The 24,922-nt window shown below is 34.7% G+C and carries 21 protein-coding genes and 3 tRNA genes; 10 read left to right on the top strand and 14 right to left on the bottom strand.

What is annotated here, in order from left to right; genetic code table 11:
- The first annotated feature begins 420 nt into the window (after positions 1 to 420).
- The gene (locus H8909_RS09095; protein ID WP_117458379.1) at positions 421 to 756 is read left to right on the top strand and encodes a hypothetical protein; all 336 of its coding nucleotides are present in this window, start codon (positions 421 to 423) and stop codon (positions 754 to 756) included.
- Positions 757 to 778: 22 nt separating this feature from the next.
- Here the strand turns inward: H8909_RS09095 and H8909_RS09090 are convergent, their stop codons facing one another.
- The 7 genes from H8909_RS09090 to sufC form a co-directional block, all read right to left on the bottom strand.
- Positions 779 to 2,239 (bottom strand): hypothetical protein, encoded by a 1,461-nt coding sequence (locus H8909_RS09090; RefSeq protein WP_187012598.1) that lies wholly within the window; start codon positions 2,237 to 2,239, stop codon positions 779 to 781.
- Positions 2,240 to 2,304: 65 nt separating this feature from the next.
- Positions 2,305 to 2,832, bottom strand: a complete 528-nt coding sequence (locus H8909_RS09085; protein ID WP_187012597.1) for a 5-formyltetrahydrofolate cyclo-ligase — start codon at positions 2,830 to 2,832, stop codon at positions 2,305 to 2,307.
- Positions 2,825 to 4,231 (bottom strand): Fe-S cluster assembly protein SufB, encoded by a 1,407-nt coding sequence (gene sufB, locus H8909_RS09080; RefSeq protein WP_187012596.1) that lies wholly within the window; start codon positions 4,229 to 4,231, stop codon positions 2,825 to 2,827. The genes H8909_RS09085 and sufB overlap by 8 nt, the downstream gene beginning before the upstream one ends.
- 2 nt (positions 4,232 to 4,233) lie before the next feature.
- A complete protein-coding gene (gene sufU, locus H8909_RS09075) occupies positions 4,234 to 4,671 on the bottom strand; it encodes a Fe-S cluster assembly sulfur transfer protein SufU (RefSeq protein ID WP_187012599.1) in 438 nt (145 codons plus the stop codon).
- Positions 4,655 to 5,887, bottom strand: coding sequence for an aminotransferase class V-fold PLP-dependent enzyme (locus H8909_RS09070; protein ID WP_187012595.1), 1,233 nt, complete (start codon positions 5,885 to 5,887; stop codon positions 4,655 to 4,657). Before H8909_RS09070 ends, sufU begins: the two co-directional genes overlap by 17 nt.
- A gap of 2 nt (positions 5,888 to 5,889) precedes the next feature.
- Positions 5,890 to 6,771 carry a SufB/SufD family protein gene (locus H8909_RS09065; protein ID WP_187012594.1) on the bottom strand — a complete coding sequence of 294 codons (882 nt, stop codon included), beginning with the start codon at positions 6,769 to 6,771 and terminating at the stop codon, positions 5,890 to 5,892.
- Entirely contained in the window at positions 6,764 to 7,588 is an 825-nt protein-coding gene (sufC, locus tag H8909_RS09060; RefSeq protein WP_187012593.1) for a Fe-S cluster assembly ATPase SufC, read from the bottom strand. The genes H8909_RS09065 and sufC overlap by 8 nt, the downstream gene beginning before the upstream one ends.
- Positions 7,589 to 7,741: 153 nt before the next feature.
- Between sufC and H8909_RS09055 the strand changes: the two genes are divergently transcribed.
- The 3 genes from H8909_RS09055 to H8909_RS09045 are packed head-to-tail and all read left to right on the top strand — an operon-like array spanning position 7,742 to position 10,118.
- Positions 7,742 to 8,707 carry a peptidylprolyl isomerase gene (locus H8909_RS09055; RefSeq protein ID WP_187012592.1) on the top strand — a complete coding sequence of 322 codons (966 nt, stop codon included), beginning with the start codon at positions 7,742 to 7,744 and terminating at the stop codon, positions 8,705 to 8,707.
- A 5-nt stretch (positions 8,708 to 8,712) separates the two neighbouring features.
- Complete coding sequence (locus H8909_RS09050) at positions 8,713 to 9,660, top strand: hypothetical protein (RefSeq protein ID WP_238928257.1); 948 nt, start codon at positions 8,713 to 8,715, stop codon at positions 9,658 to 9,660.
- Positions 9,661 to 9,713: 53 nt separating this feature from the next.
- On the top strand, positions 9,714 to 10,118 hold the full coding sequence (locus H8909_RS09045; protein ID WP_129981728.1) for an HIT family protein: 405 nt from the start codon (positions 9,714 to 9,716) through the stop codon (positions 10,116 to 10,118).
- Between the two features lie 76 nt (positions 10,119 to 10,194).
- On the opposite strand, the gene H8909_RS09040 is transcribed toward H8909_RS09045, so the two are convergent.
- Both H8909_RS09040 and nifJ read right to left on the bottom strand, forming a co-directional pair.
- The gene (locus H8909_RS09040) at positions 10,195 to 10,422 is read right to left on the bottom strand and encodes a hypothetical protein (protein WP_006506429.1); all 228 of its coding nucleotides are present in this window, start codon (positions 10,420 to 10,422) and stop codon (positions 10,195 to 10,197) included.
- Between the two features lie 117 nt (positions 10,423 to 10,539).
- Complete coding sequence (gene nifJ / locus H8909_RS09035; protein ID WP_187012590.1) at positions 10,540 to 14,073, bottom strand: pyruvate:ferredoxin (flavodoxin) oxidoreductase; 3,534 nt, start codon at positions 14,071 to 14,073, stop codon at positions 10,540 to 10,542.
- A gap of 765 nt (positions 14,074 to 14,838) precedes the next feature.
- Between nifJ and H8909_RS09030 the strand changes: the two genes are divergently transcribed.
- The 5 genes from H8909_RS09030 to H8909_RS09010 all read left to right on the top strand — a co-directional run bounded on the left by H8909_RS09030 (position 14,839) and on the right by H8909_RS09010 (position 17,752).
- Positions 14,839 to 15,999, top strand: a complete 1,161-nt coding sequence (locus H8909_RS09030) for a sugar transporter (protein ID WP_187012589.1) — start codon at positions 14,839 to 14,841, stop codon at positions 15,997 to 15,999.
- A gap of 123 nt (positions 16,000 to 16,122) precedes the next feature.
- Positions 16,123 to 17,358: a 6-phosphofructokinase gene (locus tag H8909_RS09025; RefSeq protein WP_022424161.1), complete on the top strand. Its 1,236-nt coding sequence runs from the start codon at positions 16,123 to 16,125 to the stop codon at positions 17,356 to 17,358.
- 124 nt (positions 17,359 to 17,482) lie between these two features.
- Positions 17,483 to 17,559: transfer RNA gene (locus H8909_RS09020), tRNA-Ile, on the top strand.
- A 20-nt stretch (positions 17,560 to 17,579) separates the two neighbouring features.
- Positions 17,580 to 17,656, top strand: a tRNA-Ile gene (locus H8909_RS09015).
- 20 nt (positions 17,657 to 17,676) lie between these two features.
- Positions 17,677 to 17,752 (top strand) — tRNA-Ala (locus H8909_RS09010).
- Positions 17,753 to 18,256: 504 nt separating this feature from the next.
- Here the strand turns inward: H8909_RS09010 and H8909_RS09005 are convergent.
- From H8909_RS09005 to lacZ, 3 genes are read right to left on the bottom strand one after another with little or no spacing between them, the layout of a single operon-like run.
- A complete protein-coding gene (locus H8909_RS09005; protein WP_187012588.1) occupies positions 18,257 to 19,468 on the bottom strand; it encodes a MalY/PatB family protein in 1,212 nt (403 codons plus the stop codon).
- Positions 19,469 to 19,510: 42 nt separating this feature from the next.
- Positions 19,511 to 20,101, bottom strand: a complete 591-nt coding sequence (locus H8909_RS09000) for a histidine phosphatase family protein (protein WP_187012587.1) — start codon at positions 20,099 to 20,101, stop codon at positions 19,511 to 19,513.
- A gap of 3 nt (positions 20,102 to 20,104) precedes the next feature.
- Positions 20,105 to 23,029: a beta-galactosidase, LacZ type gene (lacZ, locus tag H8909_RS08995; protein ID WP_187012586.1), complete on the bottom strand. Its 2,925-nt coding sequence runs from the start codon at positions 23,027 to 23,029 to the stop codon at positions 20,105 to 20,107.
- Between the two features lie 135 nt (positions 23,030 to 23,164).
- Here lacZ and H8909_RS08990 point away from each other — a divergent pair, with 135 nt between their 5' ends.
- Positions 23,165 to 23,974, top strand: coding sequence for a PocR ligand-binding domain-containing protein (locus H8909_RS08990; protein WP_187012585.1), 810 nt, complete (start codon positions 23,165 to 23,167; stop codon positions 23,972 to 23,974).
- A 196-nt stretch (positions 23,975 to 24,170) separates the two neighbouring features.
- Here H8909_RS08990 and H8909_RS08985 read toward each other — a convergent pair whose 3' ends face one another.
- Together H8909_RS08985 and H8909_RS08980 are read right to left on the bottom strand one after the other, a co-directional pair.
- The gene (locus tag H8909_RS08985; protein WP_022425842.1) at positions 24,171 to 24,458 is read right to left on the bottom strand and encodes a type II toxin-antitoxin system RelB/DinJ family antitoxin; all 288 of its coding nucleotides are present in this window, start codon (positions 24,456 to 24,458) and stop codon (positions 24,171 to 24,173) included.
- 221 nt (positions 24,459 to 24,679) lie between these two features.
- On the bottom strand, positions 24,680 to 24,922 hold a 243-nt coding region (locus H8909_RS08980), incomplete at its 5' end, for a GDP-mannose 4,6-dehydratase (protein ID WP_187012584.1).

Below are 24,922 nucleotides of genomic sequence, written 5' to 3'. Positions count from 1 at the left end.
CCTCCAATGGATCATCCTTGGAGAAAAAACAGCTTTGCGAATTATGCTGCAAAACAAAAGCACCGTTGTGGTGCTAATGTTTGATTATTTTTGGGACATTATCAATTTCGGTTGACACAGAAAATAGAAACTTTTTTAGAGTTTTATATGTAGGTATATTTGATTAAATGACGCTTTTTTTAATTTCTATTGATTTCTCCAAGTTTTTTTGTATTTTATTTGCTTTTTGTTATAAGAACGATTACAATTTAACTGTACCTAGTAATGGGTACATTTTAAAGGCTCTTGTTTAAGGCCGCTCTCAATGACACATACATTTGCTTTCCTTATTCAAGAGCTTTTATTGTGTCATGAGAGCATTTTTTAATTTGACAAATACTCTAATAGAGACTATATTCATTAAAGCAGAGAGGTGATAGTATGCAAAGATTCACATTTGATGATGAAGATGACTCTATTAAAGACACTAAGAGAGAGAATTCTATTCAACAGGAAGAAAAAGAACCTGAAGTTAAAAAAGTTGTTAAGACTAAAGTGAAACATAAGAGATCACATTCTTTACCTAAACGTACTAAAACTAAGGTAAAGTATAAAGAGAAATCACATCCTGTGATGACTTTTATTAAGACTTTTGTGTTATTAGTATTACTTGTGATTATATTAGTAGCACTTGCATTTGGTGTACGTTTTTATTTAGATAATCCAGAAACTGTAAAACAGTGGTTCTGGCAAGGTTATCGTTATTTATTTAGATAGTAAAAGAGGTCCTATTGGACCTCTATTTGTTTACCTGAATGATGAAGAAATAAGCCATTGTCTTACCTCTAGGTACATCATAATGTTCTATAAGTGTAAGATAGTCTGAATTTAGTCTTAAATTCTTCTCTACAAGAGATATTTCAGTTGTATAGATGAATACATACCCTCCTGGTAAAACGTGTCTGTGAATACGTTTAAAGAAGTTATCGTAAAGATTCTTTAAAGCACGTGTATCTTTCATCTGTGCATAGGTAGGCATATCAGTAAAGATTTCATCAAACATTTCATTATTCACAAAACGGTTGGCATCCTTATTTACAAAGTGAATAGCCTGATTAGCTGCAATCGCATTCTTCTTAGCTGCTTCTAAGCCTTCTCCATAAATATCCAACCCCATCGCAAACTTAACTGGTTTAGCCATACATCTTTCAATAAGTGTAACACCACTACCACAGAATGGATCTAATACACGAGAATGCATGCCCATATATGGTTTAGCCACTTCCATAAGTGTTGCTGCTACATAAGGCTGCATCGAATTAGAAATAATTTCACGTCTATAATTAAAGCGTGGATTGTCTAATGAACTCAACTTTAAGTAAACATTCACTGTTCCTGGCTTTAATTCTCTAATAAGTATTTCAATATCATAATCAGATGTTACATTCTGTAAGTGTGAAGGCATTTCTTCAATGAGTTCTTGAACTACATCATTGATAACAGCTGATTTCTTTTCTCTCATTTGATCAACCAAACGATAATAGAAACATCCTTCTGCATCATATAAACGGTGTAGTACGTCTACCAAGTTACTTTGCGCAATACGTTTACCAATTAAATGCCCATCCTGAGCAAGTCCTGAACAACCTGATAATGGGAAAATCATTTCTCTATAATTACGTAAGCCTAGAAGGTCATAAATAGCCTTTGTACGGACTAATACGCCCTGTCCGACTGGTTTATAACGTAAATGCTTCACCTGTTCAAAAAGTGTATATTGATAATAAGGAAGTGTTGTAAGAATAACATCGACTTCTTTATGCAATAAACGGATTGATTTCTTCTTATGATAAGAATAAGAACGAATCATCGGATTTAATACCTTTAATTGTGCTTTGATATGCTTGCTGTCTACTACTTCTGAATTCATGAGTTCATTCTGGATTTCCTGTAATTCCTTAATATAAGGCTTACAATCATAATGACTCATACCTTTTAAATAAGCATCTTTTACAAAATCCTTTTCTTCATTCTTATAAGCATCTAAAAGAACAGAAGCCATCATAGAATTTTTAGTATATCCAAGTAGTAATGCCGCATTTTTTCTTACCTTAGGATCTTCATGAGATAAACAATCACATAATTTTTCTACAATAGGTCCATCTAATGTATCAACAGCTGTCATTGACCCTTTTAATTTTATTAGATTTTGACGCAGATCAATGTCTGCGAGAATATTCTTTACAACATTTTTTTCCATATAAAACACCTCATAATCATATTCATTATATCAAATTTATCCCTTTGTTACTATAAAAAAGTGCCTTAGAAGACACCTTTTTGTGTAATTATGTAACTAAGTGGAACATCAAGTGAGTGAGGATGAGTATTTTCTACTTCCTGGAAATCAAATGCTAAACCAATCGTCAGAGCATCTGTCTTTTTTAAACAACGATCATAAAAACCTCGGCCATAGCCAATACGATTATGATTTGCATCAAACATAAGTAATGGTACTACAATCACATCTAAATCTTTAACATCCATATGTTCATTAGTAGAAGGTTCCAATATGTGAAAAGCACCCTCTTTTAAATCATCCATAGTATATATTCTTTGGAAATCTAATTCATCTCCTACACATTTTGGCACATAGATTTCCTTTTCTAGTATATATTTCTCAATCACATGAAGTGTATCCACTTCATGACGATAAGACATATAAAATCCTATTCTTTTCGCATTCTTAAATGCAGGCATTTCTTCTAGATAAGAAGCAATTCTTTTTGAATAAGAAAGAAACGTCTCTTCTTCTAAAGCGAGACGTTTCTTAATCATCTGTTTTCTATCCAATAGCATCTTCTGACATATCAAGCTTAATAAGCTGATTTAATTCAACAGCATATTCCATAGGTAATTCTCTGCTGAATGGTTCAATGAAGCCCATAACAATCATCTCTGTTGCCTGTGCTTTAGTGAGACCTCTGCTCATTAAGTAGAAGAGCTGATCTTCTGATACTTTAGATACAGTGGCTTCATGTTCAATAATAGAATCATTATTGGCCATGATATTCGTAGGTACTGTATCACTTGTAGAAATCTTATCTAGAATTAATGTATCACATTCCACCTTGCTCTTACAGTCATACGCATTCTTGTTATGACGGACAAGTCCTCTATAGTTTGTCTTACCACCATTTCTGGCAATAGATTTGGAAATGATCTGACTTGATGTATGAGGTGCTGCATGAATCATCTTAGCCCCAGAATCAATGATCTGACCTTTATCTCCTACCGCAATAGTAATAACTGTACCCTTGGCTCTTTCTCCTGCAAGAACACAGCAAGGATATTTCATAGTAACAAGTGAACCGATGTTACCATCTACCCATTCCATTGATCCACCTTCCATAACTTTTGCACGCTGTGTAACTAAGTTATAGATATTCTTAGACCAGTTCTGGATTGTTGTATAACGACAATGCGCATTCTTGCCGACAATAATTTCTACAACACCAGCATGAAGTGAATCTTTAGAATAAGAAGGTGCTGTACATCCTTCTACATAATGGATATCTGATCCTTCATCTACAATAATTAAAGTTCTTTCAAACTGTGCCATACGTTCAGAATTGATTCTAAAATATGACTGTAATGGCTTATCTAATTTAGTATGAGGTGGTACATAAATAAATGATCCGCCTGACCAGACAGCCCCATTTAATGCAGAAAACTTGTTATCGTAATATGGAATAACAGTATCAAAATACTTCTTGAAGATTTCTGGATATTGTTTTAATCCAGAATCAATATCTAAGAAGATAACACCCTTCTCTTTGACTTCTTCAAGCATATTATGATAAACAACTTCAGATTCATATTGAGCACTTGCCCCTGCTAAGAACTTCTGTTCTGCTTCAGGAATACCTAAACGATCAAATGTATTCTTGATTGTTTCTGGTACTTCTTCCCATTTATCTGTTTTAGTATCTGATGGACGATTATAGTATGTATAATCATCAAAATCCATCTTAGATAAATCAACACCCCACTTAGGCATTGACATCTTTAAGAACTGTTTTAATGACTTGATACGGTATTCAGTCATCCATTCTGGTTCTTCTTTAATGGCTGATATTTCTCTAACGATATCTTCATTTAACCCTTTAGGTGTCTTGAAGACAGATACATCCTCATCAGGATGATCTTCTATCACTTCAGCTTGTGGAATATTAAGATTCTCAATAGCCATCTCTATTCCTCGCTTCCTTCTAATAATTTTAAGAATCCAGTCCAGCCTAGAGTCGCACACTTAATACGATTGGCCTGCTTATGCGTATTCTTAAACGCAATCGCTTCTTCAAGAAGTTCTGAATCATATTCTTTTTCATAAATCATATGCATATAGTTATCTACAATATGCGCTGCTTCTTCTTTTGTCTTTCCTTTAACTAGTTCAGTCATGATAGAAGTAGAGGCAGTACAAATGGCACATGCTTCACCATCAAAACGTACATCTTCTACTACATCACCATTAAACTTAGCCTGGACATCAATGTCATCAATACATGTACTTGAATCCATATTGACTTTCTGATATGAATCATCATCTACAAGTCCATGGTTTCTAGGATTCTGATAATGGTCCATAATAATTTCTCTCATGATCATTGGATCATCCAAAGAATGCATCAAGGAAATCATCTCCTTTCTTACACGCTTCAATAAACTGATCAATTTCTTCTTCAGTGTTATAGAAATAGAAAGAGACACGACAAGTTGTTCTTACTTTTAAGAACTCGTCTAGAATCTTTGCACAATGTTCACCAGCTCTTACTGCAATACCATAAGTATTAAATAAGCTGGCTGCATCTTGCGCAAAGACATCTTTAATATTAAAAGCAATAGCCCCTTCTGAGTTTGGGTTATATACAGTGACATTATCCAACTGAGACATCTTCTCAATTGCATAATGACGTAATTCTAATTCTCTTTTACGGATATTTTCCATACCGATGCTCTGTAAGTATTTAACAGCTGCACCTAAGCCAATCACACCTTCAATATGAGGTGTACCTGCTTCAAATTTATAAGGTGGTTCCTTTAGTGTGACAAGTCCACAGCTGTTATAGCGTGAATTAGATCCTCCGCCAAAACGTGTAGGCTTTGTTTCTTCTAATAACTCATATTTACCATAAAGAACACCAACACCTGTAGGACCACACATCTTATGACCTGAGAAAGCTAAGAAGTCCACATCATCACGTACAACATCTGTGACAATATGTGGTACACTCTGTGCCCCATCTGCCACCACAATAATACCCTTAGAATGAGCATATTCTGTGATTTCCTTGATAGGAACTTCATAACCTAATACATTTGTCACAATCGCAAGTGAAATAATCTTTGTATTCTCTGTTACAGCCTTCTTGACATTTTCTAATGTCATACGACCTTCTTCATCTAGTTCAATATATTTCACAACAGCACCTGTTTCCTCTGCTACATCAAACCAAGGTAATGTATTAGAGGCATGTTCTGCCACATTCAAGAGAATTTCATCGCCTGCTTTTAAATGTGTTTTGGCATAACCATTCGCAATTAAGTTAAGTGAATCTGTTGCACCACTTGTAAATACAACTTCCTCTTTTCTTTTAGCATGAATAAAATGCTGAACCACTTCTCTCGCTTCTTCATAAGCAACATCCACCTGATGAGATAAATCATAATCTCCACGATGGGCATTTCCTGAGTAGCTAGATAAATATTCACATACTGCATCAATCACACATTGAGGCTTTAATGTAGTCGCACCATTATCAAAATAAATCAGTGGCTTGCCATGCATGAGTGTCTTTCCATCCAACATTGGAAAGTCTTTTCTTATATCCTTACTATTTAACATAACTAAGCACCTACCTTTGATAACGCCAATTCAAAACGTTCCTTAATCATCTGATTATCTACAACTTCGACTACTGGCATTAAATAACCATAAGTAATCAGCTGCATAGCCTGACGTTTAGTCAAGCCACGTGACTGTAGATAATAAAGATGTTCTTCATCCATCTTCCCTACACCAGCTGCATGAGAAGCCTGGACATCATATTCGTCAATATATAAGAATGGATTTGCACTTGCATAACATTTTGGATCAAAGACAATGATCTTATTTGTCTGATGTGATGCTGAACCATTCTGTCCATTTGTAATTGTACCAATACCATCAATCACAAGATGTGCTTCATCTTTCGCAACACCATAGTTATCCATGATACCAGTAGTATGGGGTGCATTGTGTTTTATATGCACCTTATAATGTTTCTTTTCTTTATCCTTCGATAAAGCCGCCATTCTTAATCTGACATCTGCTCCTTCACCATCTAATTCAAATGTATAAGAGGCTTCAATAGAAGCATCAGATAATTCAGAATAGCCAAGCTGAAGCATACTATCATGATAAGAATGTCCTTCATCGAGATAAGTATTCTTTCCTGTTCCTTCATTTTCATTAAAGAAATTAACATGTGAATAAGCGCCGTTAGTAAATGTACGATTTAATACACCGTTTTCTTCAACATGTCTTGTTTCAATCACTTCTGCATGGACATTGTCTTCAAATACATAATGTAGTGACATTTCATTCTTTACATCTACCACTACATGAAGCTGAATGGGTTCTCCATACTTGAATGTGATTGTTGTATCATTCACAACAACTTCTTTAGGAAGATTATCTTCTATTACCTTCCCATCCACAAAATGAATATAGTGTTCAAAACTATACATTGCTTGTCACCTTATGGCCACATACCCCGATAGAAACAACGTCTTCGTCTTCTTTTTGGAGTTCAATGCCTAATTCTTTCTTTACCCATTCATATCCTTCATTGTTGATCTTTTCAATTAGTTCAAAGCCACCTTCTACTACAATGTTTCCATCTACTAATACATGTACATGTGTAGGCTTTACTAATTCATATAATCTTTCATAGTGAGAAACCATAACTAGACCAAAGTCTTCCTTTTTTGTTTCTCTCATCTCATTGATATTATCAGCGACGATACGTAACGCATCAACATCTAGACCTGAATCAATCTCATCTAATAATGCGAATTTAGGTTCTAGTAATTTCATCTGAAGAATTTCATTACGTTTCTTTTCTCCACCTGAGAACCCTTCATTTAAATAACGATGAGCTAAATTACCATCCATTTCTAAATCTTCTGTGGCATGATCCATAGCCTTAATGAACTGATAAAGACTTAATGGTTTTTCTCTTCTTGCATTCATTGCAGAACGGAGAAAATCAGAGTTTGTGACACCTGGGATTTCCTGTGGATACTGCATTCCTAAAAACAATCCTTTACGGCTTCTTTCATCTACACTCATAGAAAGAACATCTTCACCATCTAATGTGATTGTACCCTGAGTTACTTTATATTTAGGATGACCCATGATTGTACCTAATAATGTTGACTTCCCATTTCCATTAGGACCCATCAATGCATGTGTTTCTCCTGTATTAATTGTTAGATTAATTCCCTTCAAAATCTCCTTGTCGCCAATCGCAACATGAAGATCCTTTATACTCAAAACTGACATCTTTTTTTCACCTCGAGAATCATTATAAAAGATTAAACGTTCAACCTCAAATAATATGATAAAGAATTATGTCTTTTTATGTGAAACATGGGTAATTATTTGAAAAAAATCACCTACCATGTATAATATATATGTTACGCAAGGAGGGTACGTATGAAAGCCAAAAAAATAGCGGCGCTATGTTTAGCGAGTGTTTTATTACTAAGTGGCTGTGGTGGTAAAACTGTAGATGGAAAGAGCGTAGTGGCTTCAACTAGTGAAGGTCATGTTTATGCAGATGATGTTTATGATACATTAATTTCTACTAGTTCAGGTAAGTCAGCAGCATTCCAGTATGTTCTTGATCAGTTGATCAATAAACAATATCCTATTACAAGTGATATGAAAGATAATGCAAGGGATATGCTTGATAGTGTTAAGAATTCTTATAAGAGCCAGTATGGTGAAAATTCTTATGAAAAACAGTTTAAGAGTGATTTAAAGAGTGGTGGTTATGCAAGTGAAAGTGAATATAAGAAGAAGCTTGTGTATTCTTTACAGTATGCAGAATTAGTAAAACACTATGTAAAGACACATTATGATACTGTATTTGAAGATTATTATAAGGTTGCCACACCTCGTATGATCTCTATGATTAAGATTTCTGTTTCTGATATTTCTAATCCTACTGATTCTGAAAAAGAGAAGTTAGAAGAAGTGCAGGAATTATTAAAGGATGGTAAGAGCTTCGGTGATGTTGCTAAGAGTTATTCAGATGATTCTACGACTAAGAGTGCAAAAGGTTCTTTAGGTGTTGTAGATACTACAAGTAACTTAACAAATACTTATGGTAATACAATTAATGAAGCAGCTTTCTCTTTAACTGAGGGACAGACTTCTGATGTATTAACAGGTACTGATGGTTATTATATCTTAAAGTGTACTTCTACTAGTAAAGAAAAGATTAAGAAGAAATTAAAGAATGTGACTATCCAGTCTCCATTACTTACTTATGATGATTACATCATTTATCTTGCATTCAAGACTTATGATATTGAATATAAAGATGCAAAGATTAAAAAAGCAGTCAATGAAGCAATTAAAGAAGGCTTAAAGTCTAGAGCTGCAGAAAGGAAGTAATGAGAATGGCAGAATACAAACAGATCCATAAAGTAGAAGTTGAAAAGAAACCTTTTAAACTTACTAAGAAAATGATTGCATTACTTGTCATTGCGATTGTCCTTGTTGTAGGAGTGATTACAGCTTATATTGTGACTGCTGATAAAGACGGTTATACAAGTTCTGTAAAGGATGGTTCAACAGAAGTAATCAGTGGTGATGTAAGTGTGACTAAGAAAGGTTTATATGAATACTTATTAGACAACTATGGTGCCAATGAAGTATTAAATGAAGCTTACAATAAGATCACTGCAAAAGAGATTACTGACCAGGATGCAATTGATGCAAAAGTAAAGGAACAAAAGAATCGTTATGCTGAATATTCTGGTTCTTTTGAAACTTATGCAAAGAATCAGGGTTATAGTAATGCAAAGGCTTTTGAGAAGGAAGTCGTTGTACCAGAAGCAAAATCTGAACTATTAGAAGAAAAATATCTAGATACAGAGTTCAATGATGTATGTAAGAAATATAATGTTTCTTATTTAAAGATTGTTGAATATAGTAAAGAATCTGATGCATTAAAAGCATTAAAGACAGTGACTAATGCAGATGCAATGACTGCTTTAATGAATGCAAATAGTTCTAGTTCTACTGATTTAGGTTTTGTATGCAGTAAGAGTTCTACAACTACTGTTGATAAGAAAATCATCAAGGCCTTAAGTAAGTTTACTTCATTAAAGACTGATGGTATATATAAGGAAGCAGTTAAATTAAGTACTGGTAAATATGCAGTTGTATATGTATACAACACTGATAAGAATGCTCAGAAGAATGATATTGTTGAAAACTTATTAAACCTTGGCGATGTGAAAACAGATATTGAATCTTATTATTTAAAGAAATATAAGTTCACTGTTGAAGATAAAAAGGTTAAGAAACAAATCAAGAAAATTTCTAGTAAATATGTAGACTAAGAGACGTGAGAGCGTCTCTTTTGTGTTAGAATAAAGACAGGAGGTTTTATATGATGGATAATTGTATTTTTTGTAAGATTGCAGCTAAGGAAATTCCTGGCAAAGTTGTATATGAAGATGATACTTGTATTGCGTTCTTAGATTTATCACAGACTACTAATGGACATACGCTCGTTATTCCTAAGGAACATTATGATAGCTTTTTAGAAGCAGACCCAGAAGTGATGGCACATTGTATGAAAGTGGCTCAGAAGCTTGCAAATAAGATTGTAGAGAATATGCATGCAAAGGGATGCAATATTCTTACTAATGCGAAAGAAGTCGCTGGTCAGACAGTGCATCATTTCCATATTCATATTATTCCAAGATATGAAGAAAATGATCCAATCAAGATTGAATTTACTGATCGTTCAAGTGTTGTAAATCTTGATGATATATACAACGAAATCATGAAATAGAAAAACAGGGATTTAAAAAAATCCCTGTTTTTTTAGTACACACAATGATATGCCATCTCTTTGTATTATGATGTGATTAACCTCTCACAAAGTAGCGTGAAACAAATTCCATATTAATTTCTTTGATTTCTCTTTTACCTTCTATATAATCTTCATACATTTCGAAGGGATCTCCAGCCCCAAACAAGCCGCATCCACTGCAGTTCTCACAACCTGCAGAATCATTACAGTCCAATGCTTCTTGTATGATTCTTTTTCTTTCTTCTCTTGTTGTATCTTTTATTAGTACACTCTTCATATCCATCACCCACTCCTAGTATAGAAATAATGAATACAAATAGCAAGCAATATACCTATCTTTTTGGTATGTTATAAATACTAAGGAAAAGAGATAGCATTTCTACTATCTCTTTCGTATGAATTATTCAGCAGCATCAAAATCTTTAGCAAGCGCTTCTGCTCTTGCACGACGACGTTTAGCATCTACTAGACACTTATCAAATAATGCTTCTGCATTTTCAGGATTGATCTTAACTAACTGAGAGAATCTGTTTTCACTCATTAAGAAGTCTCTGAACTTAGAATAATCAGGAGCCTTAGAATCAATTGTAAGTGGGTTCTTACCTTCTTCAGTTAAACGTGGATCGTATCTTAATAAGTTGAAGTAACCACATTCAACAGCCCATTTTTCCTGTCTTGAAGAGTTAATTAATCCACCCTTGATATGATGTTCATTACATGGTGCATAAGCAATAATTAATGATGGTCCATCATAAGATTCAGCTTCCTTCATAGCCTTAATAGCCTGCATTGGGTTAGCACCTAAAGCAATCTGTGCAACATATACATGACCATAAGCCATAGCAATCTGAGCTAAGTCTTTCTTAGCAACCTTCTTACCACTTGCAGTGAACTTCGCAATAGAAGCAGCCTGTGATGATTTAGAAGACTGTCCACCAGTGTTAGAATATACTTCTGTATCAAGAACTAATACATTGACATTCTGATCATTAGCAAGAACGTGGTCTAATCCTCCGTAGCCGATATCATAAGCCCATCCGTCACCACCGATGATCCACTGAGACTTAGTCACTAATTCACCCTTCATATCAAGTAATTCCTTGATAGGTTCATTAGCTGAAGCTTCAACTTTTTCTACTAATTCGTTATAAAGAGCCTTTTCTTCTACTCTCTGACCCTTAACAGCTTCATATTTTTCAAGAATTTCTTTTAATTCTGGTTCTACATCATTCTTATTTGCTTCAATGATTTCTAAGATATGTTTAGACATGTAGTTTTCTGCAAGTTTCATACCGAAACCAAATTCAGCATTATCTTCGAATAATGAGTTAGCCCAAGCCATACCATGACCATTCTTATCAGTAGTACATGGAGTAGATGGAGTTGAACCAGTATAGATTGATGAACATCCAGTAGCGTTCGCAATTCTCATATCAGAACCGAATAACTGAGAAGCTAAACGATAATATGGAGTTTCACCACAACCAGCACAGGCACCAGAAGCTTCAAAGTAAGGCTTCATGAATCCAACACCCTTCACTGTAGTTGTAGGATACTTGTCATCTCTATATTCTACATTGTTGTAAACATATTCAGATAAAGCAGAATGTTCTAATTCTTCCTTAACTGGAACCATTGTAAGTGCCTTTTCACCACGTTTACCTGGACATACAGATGCACATAATCCACAACCTACGCAGTTATCAGGAGAAATCTGGATACGGAATGATAATCCTTCAACGCCCTTACCAATTGGTTTTAATACATCATTAGTAATATCTTCTGGTGCATTCTTGATTTCTTCTTCAGTCATTAAGAATGGACGGATAGTTGCATGAGGACATACCATAGCACACTGGTTACACTGGATACAGTTGTCTTTTTCCCACTTAGGAACCTGAATAGCAATTGCACGTTTTTCTTTAATTGCAACGCCATTCTGCATAGTACCATCAAGCTTATCTAGGAATGCTGAAGTTGGAAGGTCATAACCTTCAAGTGCATTGATAGGAGCTACGAAGTTATCAAAGTAATCATCACCAGTTGGTTTTCTTAATGGTAATACAGTTAAGTTAGACCATTCTGGATCTACAGTTACTTCTTCAATTGCATCTTTACCAGCATCGATAGCCTTATAGTTAGCCTGGACGATATTTTCACCCTTGTTGCTATAAGACTTCTTAGCCATTTCTTTCATCTTAGTAACAGCTTCATCGATTGGAAGAATCTGTTCATTTAATGCGAAGAATGCTGACTGTAGGATAGTGTTTGTACGTCTACCCATACCGATTTCACCAGCAATCTTGTTGGCATTAATAATATAGAACTTAGCATGTTTATCTGCTAACTGTTTCTTTACTCTATTTGGAAGATAATCAGCGATTTCTTCTTTAGTAAATTCAGTATTTAATAAGAAACGTCCACCATCTTTTAAGTTCTTCAACATATCATACTTTAAGCAGTAGTTGTCTAATGAACAAGAGATGAAGTCTGCTCTATTTACATAGTAAGTTGCTCTAATTGGCTTATTACCAAATCTTAAGTTAGAACGAGTTGCTCCACCAGCCTTCTTAGAGTCATATGCGAAATAAGCCTGGCAGTATAAATCAGTATTATCACCAATAATCTTAATAGAAGACTTATTTGCAGATACAGTACCATCAGAACCTAAACCATAGAATAAGCACTGAGTAACACCAGAATTGATGTGGAATCCATGAACATCAGGTAATGATAAATGAGTTACGTCATCCTTGATACCAATTGTGAATCCTGTAAATGGATTATCTGAATTTAAGTGATCATAAACAGCCTTGATATGCTGAGGTGTAGTATCCTTAGAACCCATACCATAACGACCACCGATCACTAATGTATCAGCATCTCTAATAACTGAACATACATCAAGGTATAATGGTTCACCAGTAGCACCCATTTCCTTAGTACGGTCAAGTACAGCAATCTTCTTAGCAGTAGCTGGTAAAACAGCCTTTAAGTATTTTGGAGAGAAAGGTCTATAAAGATGTACTTTAATAACACCAACTTTTTCTCCTTCTTTAGCCATTTCATCAATTGTATCTTCAATAGTTTCAGTAACTGAACCCATTGCGATAATAACTCTATCAGCTTCTGGATCACCATAGTATGTAAATGGTGCATATTCTCTACCAGTGATTTCAGAAATCTTCTTCATGTAATCTGCAGCAATTTCTACAACTGCATCATAATGCTTATTCTGAGCTTCTCTGCTCTGGAAATAAATATCATCATTATCTGCACCACCACGTTCTACTGGATTAGTATGTGGGTTAAGTGCGTTTGCTTTAAATTTCTTAATAGCATCATAATCAACTAATGAAGCTAAAGTTTCATAATCAAGAACTTCTACTTTCTGAATTTCGTGAGATGTTCTGAAACCATCAAAGAAATGGATAAATGGTACACCTGCTTTAATTGCAGTTAAGTGTGCAACACCAGCTAAATCCATAACTTCCTGTACAGAATGTGAACAAAGCATAGGAATACCTGTCTGACGGCAGGCATAAACGTCCTGATGATCCCCAAAGATATTTAATGAACTAGTTGCAAGAGCTCTTGCAGCTACATGGAAAACACCTGGAAGCATTTCACCCTGAATCTTATAAAGGTTAGGAATCATTAATAATAGACCCTGAGATGCAGTAAATGTAGTAGCTAAAGCACCACCCTGTAAAGCACCATGTACAGCCCCAGCAGCGCCTGCTTCTGACTGCATTTCAACTACGTTTACAGCAGAGCCAAAAATATTTTTTCTTCCCTGTGAAGCCCATTCTTCAGCATGTTCAGCCATTGGTGAAGAAGGGGTAATTGGATAGATACTTGCTACTTCAGAAAATGCATATGCAACATGAGCGGCAGCAGTATTACCATCCATAGATAAATACTTCTTAGACATAATCTTTCAATCCTCCTTATCTACCATTATACGCTGATATGCAATAAAATACTATAATTAATTATTATCATGTATTTTATCTCTAAAGTGAAAAGTTAAATTCCACTTTAGGGGGTCAAAGTTGCGTTTAGTCTTTCACTTCTTTTCAGTTATTTTTTCTCCTTCAGGTCTATAATTACTGTGATGTCTGTTTCTCTATTTCATGAAAGGTTGATTATCATGGCTAAATCAAATAAGAATCTGCATCTTGCCCTTGCAGAAAGAGAAATGATTCTACTAAGGCTTCTATCACTGCTACTCTTGGAAAAGATAAATCAACTATAGGTAAAAAAATAAAGGCACATAGAAAACATTCACAGATTTGCAGTTTTGATCCTGCGTGTGCCAACAAGGACAGATGCAGAAGGACTGGAAAAAGATAATACAGAATATTAAGTCGAGGCAGTTAACATATCAATATACATTATTATTCAAACAGATTTGTTGCATAATGTAATCAAGAAGGAGGAAAGAAAAGTAGAGAAGAAACAAAAAAACTGATGCAGATATTATAGAAAAACTTGATAGTGTTGATTCTAAAATGGGATATTTAAAAAACTTATCAGAGAAGATATCGAAAACGCAAAAAAAGATCAGAGCATATAACCCTGGTCTCAGACTATTGACAAACTAAAACTAAAATTCAAACTATTACCACTCTTTTCATTGACACTCTAGAGCTGACTATACTATTATTTTTCAGTCAAATGGGGAGGAGTTATATAGATGAAAACAAAAATGTCTTTAAAAGAATGGCTTCCGTTAATCGGTATGACTATTTCAGCTTTTTTAGTAAATACATCTGAATTCATGCCAATAGGTTTGTTGACAGATATTTCCAATGATTTCAACATGACAGCAGCACAAGCAGGTGTCATGATCACAGCTTACTCATGGACTGTGACAATATTGTCTCTGCCACTTATGTTACTTGCATGTAAAATAGAACCAAAGAAACTTTTATTAGGCACACTTACTGTATTTTCCACATGCCAGGTGCTCTCTGTTATTTCCATTGGTTTTCCATTTCTAGTCGTATCACGTATTGGTGTTGCCTGTGCACATTCTATTTTCTGGGCTATTGCTTCACCACTTGCAGTCCGTGTCGTATCTAAAGAACATCAATCAAAAGCACTCAGTGCTATTATTACCGGAACTGCTATCGCAATGGTTCTTGGAATGCCGCTTGGTAGAATGATTGGACTTAATATTGGATGGAGAATGACTTTCTTATGTGTGGCAGTCATTTCATTCGTAGTCCTTGTCTATCTTGCATTCGTATTCCCAAAGATAGAAAATACAGAATCATTTTCTATCAATCAGCTTCCAGAACTTTTCAAGAATTCAAGACTAATGATTACTTATATCATTACATTCCTTTTTGCAACTGGATACTATACAACTTATAGTTATATTGAACCATTTTTACAGAGAGTTGCTGGATTTCCAAGCCACCTAGTGACTATCACATTAATGTTATTTGGTGTTGCTGGACTTTCAGGAAGTTATCTCTTTTCTCGATATTATGATGATCATCGTTTTGCATTTGTACAAACAGTTCTATTTGGTTTTGCAGGTGCTCTAGGCCTTCTATATCCTGCTTCAATCAATATGTATATGATCATATTAGTATGTGCTATCTGGGGTATAGCCGCAATGGCTTTTCAAACAAGCTTTCAGGCTGAAATCATTGGATGTGTTTCTACAGCCGCTTCATCTGTTGCCATGGCAATTTTCTCAGCTATCTTCAATCTAGGGATTGGAAGTGGTACCTGGCTAGGTGGAGTCGTTTATACAAACACTTCTTTAAACTTCATCGGTTTTGTAGGCGCAATGATTGTACTTGTTGCTGCATTCATTAGTTTTATAAAATTCCGCAGCAAATAGGATATCCTTAGGGGGTATCCTTTTTAGTATAATTAATTATCACCCTGTATTTTTACTATTAAATCTTTCTATCAAATGCATTTAATGTTAAAATGGAGATGAAATATACAAAAGGAGCATAAAATGAATACGAAAAATTGTTTTATTGGTCAGTCTGGTGGGCCTACGGTTGCCATCAACGCCTCTCTTGCAGGTGTTATTACTCAATGCCAGGAAGAAGGATTTACTCATATTTATGGTATGGTTAATGGTATCCAGGGACTATTAGAAGATCACTTCATGGATCTAGGTACAACATTTAATTCTGAGGAAAAAATTGATGCATTAAAGCATTCCCCAGCAATGTATTTAGGAAGCTGTCGTTATAAGCTGCCTACAGTAAGTGATGATAAAGACACTTACGACTTGTTATTTAAAAAGTTTAATGATTTAGAAATCACTGATTTCTTCTATATTGGTGGAAATGATTCTATGGACACTGTGGCTAAACTTGCAGCTTATGGTGAAACAATCAATTCCCCTATTCACTTCATTGGAATTCCAAAGACTATTGATAATGATTTGATGGGTACAGATCATACTCCAGGCTTTGGTTCAGCTGCAAAGTATGTTGCAAGCTCTATGTTAGAAATTGCTTATGATTCTTCTATCTATAAGCTAGATGCAATTACTATTGTAGAAATCATGGGACGTAATGCAGGTTGGTTAACTGCTGCAAGTGCACTTGCAAGAACTGAATGTAATGATGCCCCTGATCTCATTTATTTACCGGAAGTCGTATTTGATAAAGAACGTTTCTTGAAGGATATTGAAGAAAAGTTCAAAGAAAAGTCTTCTATCATGATTGCAGTAAGTGAAGGTATTCATGATGAAAACGGAAACTTCTTAGATAGTGGTGATTCACAACAGTATGATGCATTTGGTCATCCAATCCATTTTGGTACTGGTAAGGTATTAGAAAATATCTGTAAAGAACATTTTGGATGTAAAGTAAGAAGTATCGAATTAAATGTACTACAAAGATGTGCAATGCATATTGCCTCTAAAGTAGATATTGATGAATCTTTCTTTATTGGTAAAAAGGCTGTAGAAACAGCACTTGCTGATCATACAAATGTTATGATGGGTGTTAAGAGAACTAGCAATGATCCATATACTGCAGAATGTATCTATAGTAATGTACAGGATATTGCGAACCTAGAACAGAAAGTTCCAGCAGAGTGGATTACTAAAGAAGGTAATGATATCACTCAAGAACTTTATGATTACTTATATCCATTAATTCAGGGTGAAATCGCTATTACTTATAAGAATGGTATTCCTTCATATATCGATATTGCCCATTTAAAAGAAAATTAAGAACGAATAAAGTCGAATAAAGTCCCTTAAAAATGGGACTTTATTTATTTATTGTTTAATTTTATGTATTTTTTTGTTGACGAGTGTATTTCTACATGGTATTATAGGTGAGCAGTCAAGAAATGGGCCTGTAGCTCAGTTGGTTAGAGCGCACCCCTGATAAGGGTGAGGTCGATGGTTCAAATCCATTCAGGCCCACCATTTCTAAAACTGTTAAACATGGGCCTGTAGCTCAGTTGGTTAGAGCGCACCCCTGATAAGGGTGAGGTCGATGGTTCAAATCCATTCAGGCCCACCATGTTTATTTAAAATTTCTTTGGGGCCTTAGCTCAGCTGGGAGAGCGCCTGCTTTGCACGCAGGAGGTCAGGAGTTCGATCCTCCTAGGCTCCACCAATTATAAATCAATCCTATAGTAGAAGAAATTAGGCAATTAAATGCCGAAGAACCTCCTCAATTTGAAATTGAGGAGGTTTTTATTTTTTATCAAACTGTTGACAAATGATAAAAATCGTGTGGCTAGAAATGAATGAATATTCATTTCTAGCCCTTTTTAGTAGTTAAACTATTATGAAACAAAGCAAACACAACATTCTCTACTCACCACAAAGGTTAAGACTATTCTTGGACGCTCTATGGATGTGGCTCTTGATAGTCTGAAGTGCTACTGCAATGACCCTGTTTCCAACTTCACTCGTTGCCGAAAGCTTCCTGTTCGTACTCCCTTTGAATGCATCATGAGTCTTTCAAATTACTCCTCAATAGGTGAATTGTCTCACTTTTTTGAGGGTCACGGTCCGCATTTTGCTTTTTATGAAACTATAATGAGTTATTTACCCGTTACAGCCCCTTTTTTACCTATTATTAAAGGACAGCCGTTTAGAGGCTGTCCTTTTCACGTTAGAATACGTATTCTTTTAATCTTTGCATAGCTTCCTGTAATAATTCATGTGGTAATGCAATGTTGAGTCTTATACCCCATGGATCATGGAACTGAACACCACTTTGCCAGTCTACACCTACATCCCATCCTTTTTGAATAAGTTCATCAATAGTCAGATGATTCTTTAGACAGTAGTCTTCACAATGTAGGAACACCATATAAGTCCCCTGCGTTTGAGATACTTCAATACCTTCTACATTGTTTTTAATAAAGTTATAGGTATATTTCATATTCTGTTCAAGTACCTGATTTAATTCATTCACCCATTCAATAGATTCTTCACGATAGGCACCTATTAAAGCATGCATGGATAAAACGTTCATACTATTGTAATGTGTTGAAGTAGCTACTTTGTTGAGCTGTTCTCTTAAATAGTCATCACAAATAATATGATAGCTGCCAATAAGTCCTGCTAAGTTAAATGTCTTACTCGGTGCATAAATAGAGATTGTGCGTCTTTTAGCATCTTCACTAATACTATAAGTAGGAATATGCTTATATCCCGTAAATACAATGTCTGACCATATTTCATCTGATACGACAATGACATCATTTTCTTTAAAAACATTCATTGCCTGTTCAAGTTCTTCTTTTTCCCATACACGTCCACATGGATTATGAGGAGAACAGAAAACCGCTAAGTGAATGTTATTGTCTTTGATACGCTTGTCCATATCCTGATAATCCATGCGCCACACACCCTCTTTATCCTTTACAAGAGGGCTTAATTCAGCCACTCGGTCTGTATCATTTAATACAGTGGAAAACCCTACATAAGTAGGACTATGAAAAAGAATCTTGTCTCCCGGCTTTGTAAAGGCATGAATGGCACTTGCTAGACATCCTAAAACACCATTCTCGTAACCAATATACTCTTTCTTTAAATCATGAATATTGTTTCTTGTCTTCTGCCAATACATGATGGCTTCATAATAATCATCAGATGGATAGAAATAACCAAATAGCGGATGTGCGATACGTTTATTGAGAGCATCCATTACACTTGGTGCTGTCGCAAAATTCATATCAGCCACCCACATTGGAATAATACTAAAACCTTCTTTAGGGAAAGTAGGTTTCTTGACATGACCTTTTTGAGATCCTACTGCATCCAAGGCCATGGCATCTTTTTCTTTTCTATCAATGATTGTTGTAAAATCGTACTTCATGTTGTCTCCTTATTATTATAATAGGATGACTTGAAATGTTACTTAATAGACAGCATTTAGAATAGTATCGAGTGAATAATGTCCTTCTTTATAATCCACTATGATTGCTGTCGCATTATCTGGAAATCTTAAACGTTCATCATGAGGCATAAGTGTTTTAACTAATCCATAAAGTGAACAGCCATGTCCAACAATAAGTACTGTATCATCTTCTTTACTTGATGCAATGATGTCATTAATGGATTCTATATGTTTATTAATCACATCATGGAGATCTTCTCCCTCATATGGGCGATAATCCATTTCGAGCGTATCCATCCAATTAGGTGCATCTATACGCAATTCTTTAACAAATAATGTGTTAATACCTTCTAAGATTCCAAAATTCACTTCTTTTAAACGTTTGTCAGAAATAGGCGCAATATTATGACCTTGAAGTATAATCTCTGATGTTTCTACCGCTCTTCCAAGTGGTGATGTATAAGCCTTGTTTATACTATAGTCCTTTAATTGCAGAGACATGTTTTCTACCTGTTTAACGCCTAATTTTGATAAAGGTGAATCACACCATCCCTGTGTTAAATTGATTTCATTAAAGTGTGTTTTACCATGTCTTACAAATATAAACTTCATTGATTATTCTCCTTTAAATGCAAAGTGTAGATGATGCTTATTCTTATCTAATAAGAATTCTTCATGTGTCTTAGCACCCCATGTATCATCTCCTGCAACACCCATCTGCTTCTCATTAATACATAATACTGTCTGATATGCTTCAGGTAATTCATCATGATGACGTGCATTTTCTAATTCATAAGGTGTGTAATGTAAAGCTGACATTTCAAAATCATCGCCTTCTAATAATAATACCTTATTTTCACCATGAATCAATACTTCCTTAACATGTGTTCTATTGCCACATTCCTGTGGGTAGAGATAAGGTGTACAGTTGTCTGTGACATTATAATCATATCTTCCAAGCATTGCCCCTTTATTTCTATCTATATAGTTTTCTTCTGGACCAAATCCATAATATGAGACATGCTCCATATCCTTATATAACTGGAATAATAGGCCGAATGCAGGCATTTCAATATTGGATGCAAGAGGCTGATAAGACATATCTACTTCTACTTTTCCATCACCATATACAGTATATGTAAGATAAAGTAGTTCATCTCCTAAATGAGGTAAATCATATGTATATTCAATCTTGCATGATGTTTCTTCTTTAACTACTCTCACAAATTGACATTTAGCATATAAACTTGCAGTTAGCCATTCCCCATAGCAATAGCCATATTTATTTTCCACATCATTATTTGTAGAAGCTCTAAAGAAGTTTGGTTTTACAGGCACACGAATGTATTCTTCTTGATGATAACAATAAGACACTAATCCTTTCTGTTTTGAGAAGATGACATTGAAGTCCTTCCCTACTACACCAACATTCAAATAGTCTTCTATCACTTTAACTGGCAAAGAAGATTTCTTTACTGTTTGAGGTTCATAATCATAAATGTACTGTTCATATGCATAGACTTGATTATCTTTCTTTAGATAAATATTCAATGCGTATTCTTTGTTATCTTCAACCACAAAAGGATTCTTGATTGTAGTTGTGTGTTGTGGTGCACATTCAACAATAACATTCTGTGATTTAATGACATAGCCGCCACATAACAAATCAATCTGTAAAGTGTATTCATTCAAATCAGTAAATAAGTATCTATTATCTAATTTGATTTCCTGTTCATTGATTGTGAAATCTACATATTGATAACAATACTTTACTTCCTGCATCTTAGGAGTATTCTTACGATTCGCAAAGACTAATCCATCGCCACAGAAATCATAATCACTTGGTCTTTCTTTAAAATCTCCTCCATAACAGAGTTTTCCATCATGATATAATGCCTGATCGATATAATCCCAGATAAAACCTCCCTGATAAAGAGGATATTTCTTTTCTAAATCAATATACTTAAATAAAGCACCATTACTATTACCCATTGAGTGCGCATATTCACATAGAATGAACGGTTTGTCCTGATGTGTAGTTAAGTACTTTTCTATATCTTTCACATATGTATACATCTGACTTTCAATATCACTTGTCTCGTTGTAAGAACGATCATGGAAGATACCTTCATAATGAATGACACGCGATTGGTCTTTGTTTCTTAAGAATTGAGACATTTCATAGAGATTCTTACCTCCGTGAGATTCATTACCTAAAGACCATATAATAATAGAAGGATGATTCTTATCTCTTTCATACATTGAATTTGCACGATCTAGAATAATATCTAACCATTCAGGCTTATTATCAGGAATAATATGTTCCTTGTCAAAGTACTCACTCCATGTACCATGTGTTTCTAGGTTCACTTCATCAATGACATAAAGTCCATATTCATCACATAGATCATAGACGAAAGATTGATTAGGATAGTGTGATGTACGTAACGCATTGATATTATGTGCCTTCATATTTAAGATATCCTGTTTTGTTTCTTCATAAGATACGTATCTACCTGTATAAGCAGAAAATTCATGTCTATTAACACCGTGGAAGATGATTCTCTGACCATTGATACACATAATACCATTTATGATTTTAAATTCTCTCACACCGACCTGCTGGCTTATACATTCTACTAAACCTTCTTCATCCATTACTTCAATAATCAATGTATAAAGGTGTGGTTTTTCTGCAGACCATAAATGAGGATGATCTAATTCAAATTGAAGTGATGTACTATCCTCTTTTATTTGACTCACAATAATTTCATCATTATATTTTAAAGTATAAATAACCTTTGTAGGGTGAATAACAGTTGGATTCACTTCTACGACTGCATGATCATATGTATCATTAAGATGTGTAAGTATCTTTACATCTTCCAAGTGTGTATGAGGTACCATTTCTAGTTCTACATCTCTAAATATCCCTGAAAAACGCCAGAAATCCTGGTCCTCCAGCCAGCTACCGCTACTAAAACGATAGACACTAACTGCAATCTTGTTGTTTCCTTCCTCTATTAAAGAAGTAATATTAAAGCGTGATGGTGTAAAAGTATCTTCACTATAGCCCACAAAAGTTCCATTGACCCATAAAGCCATTGCGGATTCTACACCTTTAAAAGTAATATAAACATCCGTGTTATCCTTAATAACTGAATTATCAAAATAAGTAATATAGCTGCCAATTGGATTATGTTCTGGAATCTCTCCTGGTATAATTTGTTCTGTGGCAGACCAAGGATAGATCTGATTGACATACATAGGTGTTCCATAACCCTGTAACTGAATATGTCCAGGAACATTGATTTCATCCCAGTTATCACTGTTGTAATCCTTGTTAAAAAAATCTTTAATTAATTGATTAAACCCATTAGCATAATGAAATTTCCATTTACCATTTAAAGAATAGATATAACTACTCTTATTTGTATGCATCTCCCCTAGAGAGGCATAGCGATGTATTGAGGCATGTGCCTTTTCACGATTGATATTAAATACCTTTGGGTCTTTGACCCATTCATTGTTCATTTCCATATGTTTTATCCTCCAAATATAATTATAAAAATATGAGAACAAATAGAAATGGAATGGAGTATAATATAGGGTAATATTGTATAATGTTGTATTTTTTTACTTTTATTGAGATATAATGGTAATGAGGTGATTTACATGGAAGACTTAGAAAAAATACTCAAACAGCTCTATCTTGTCTCAGGATTAAATATGTCCATCTTTGACATTAATCAAAAAATACTGGCTTCTTACCCTCATGAGAAATCCAAATTCTGCCATGAGATAGAGAAGAGCAAAGCTTCTAATCATTGTTTTATATGTGATATAAATGCGATGAATCATGTAAAAGAGACTGGCGAACTTTACGTCTATCAATGTCATTTTGGACTCAGTGAAGCAATTATGCCTTTATATTCTTATGGTGCTTTAACTGGTTATCTAATGATGGGACAAGCGGTTATAGGAACATATAGAAACTATTCTGAAATCATCAATAAATCTAAGCCCTATTTTGAAAATGAAAAAGAATTAAGACAACTTGTCACAAATATTACTATATTAGATGAAGATCAGATATATGCTTTTGCACATGTATGTGATATCTGCGCAAAATACATTTCTCTCACCAATCGCATTCAGGCCAAGAATGATCATCTTGCCCAGGAAATAAAACAGTACTTAATTGCGAATTATAGTAAACCTATTACGATTGATCAGCTATGTGATTATTTCTTCTGCAGCAGAGGAACATTGTTAACTCATTTTAAATCTAAATACAATACGACTATCCATAAATTCTTATTAGATTACCGATTAAAGAAGGCTGCAGAACTATTAACAAATAAGAAACAAACCGTTAAAGAGATTGCTTATCAATGTGGCTTTGAAGACCCTAATTACTTCTGCAAAGTATTTAAAAAGGAGCATAAATGCTCCCCTCTAGAATTCAAAAACAAAGGGCTATAACGAATAGATAGTATTTACTACTATCTTGAGCGTAACAGCTCTTTTTCGTATATCCAAACCCAAAAAGGTTATTTACTACTGCATATGTGTCGCCCTTTTTCAAGCACAGATATAAAACCTCTCTATTTTCAAAATACAGTCTGTCAACTGATTAAGACTTTCAAAATCTTCCTCTGCATCCTTCATTAAAACAATCTTATAATCCATATTTTGACCTCAGATCAGAAATCACATGATCTGCATCCCTGAACTCTCCCTGTTCTCTGGACTTTTCTAATTTTGCAAGCATCTCTTTCTCAGTCATCGGAGCGTATGGATTTAACCCAGTCTGTCTTTTTATTTCAAAAGGAAATCCATTTGTCGCAACAGCCTGTGTTAAGAATATTCTGATTGCTGTTGTTGTATCTGTACCCAAATCTTTAAATAAAGCATCTGATTTACTCTTTAACTCGTCTTCTACTCTAACCTGAATTGTACTAGCCATATTCGGCACCTCGCTTCCATCTTTTTCTATATTATAATGCTATATCATATCTACTTCGATACATATGTATTGCTTTTGTAAAGTTTACTCCATCCACTTACATAATAATGATGTTGCATTCCACGACCTCATCGCCTTCCTATCAAGCGAATATTCGCAATCCGCTTTACTACCTGCTTTTTTCATACATGAAAAAAGTCCCTCATTGAGGGACTCATATATTACATATGTTTCTTTGCAAAGTTCCAAGTATCTCTGCACATATCATCAAGTGTCTTTTCAGCCACCCATCCTAACTGTTCTTTTGCACGAGTAGGATCTGCATAACATGTTGCGATATCACCGGCACGTCTTGGCTTGATTTCATAAGGAATCTTGATTCCATTAACTCTTTCAAATGCCTTAACGATTTCTAATACGCTATATCCTTTACCTGTTCCTAAGTTACAGATATGAACACCTGG

This window comes from Catenibacterium faecis (assembly GCF_014306455.1).
Taxonomy (GTDB): Bacteria; Bacillota_I; Bacilli_A; order Erysipelotrichales; family Coprobacillaceae; genus Catenibacterium; species Catenibacterium mitsuoka_A.
Note: the sequence above shows the minus strand (reverse complement) of the source record. Positions and strands in the feature narration are given on the sequence as shown.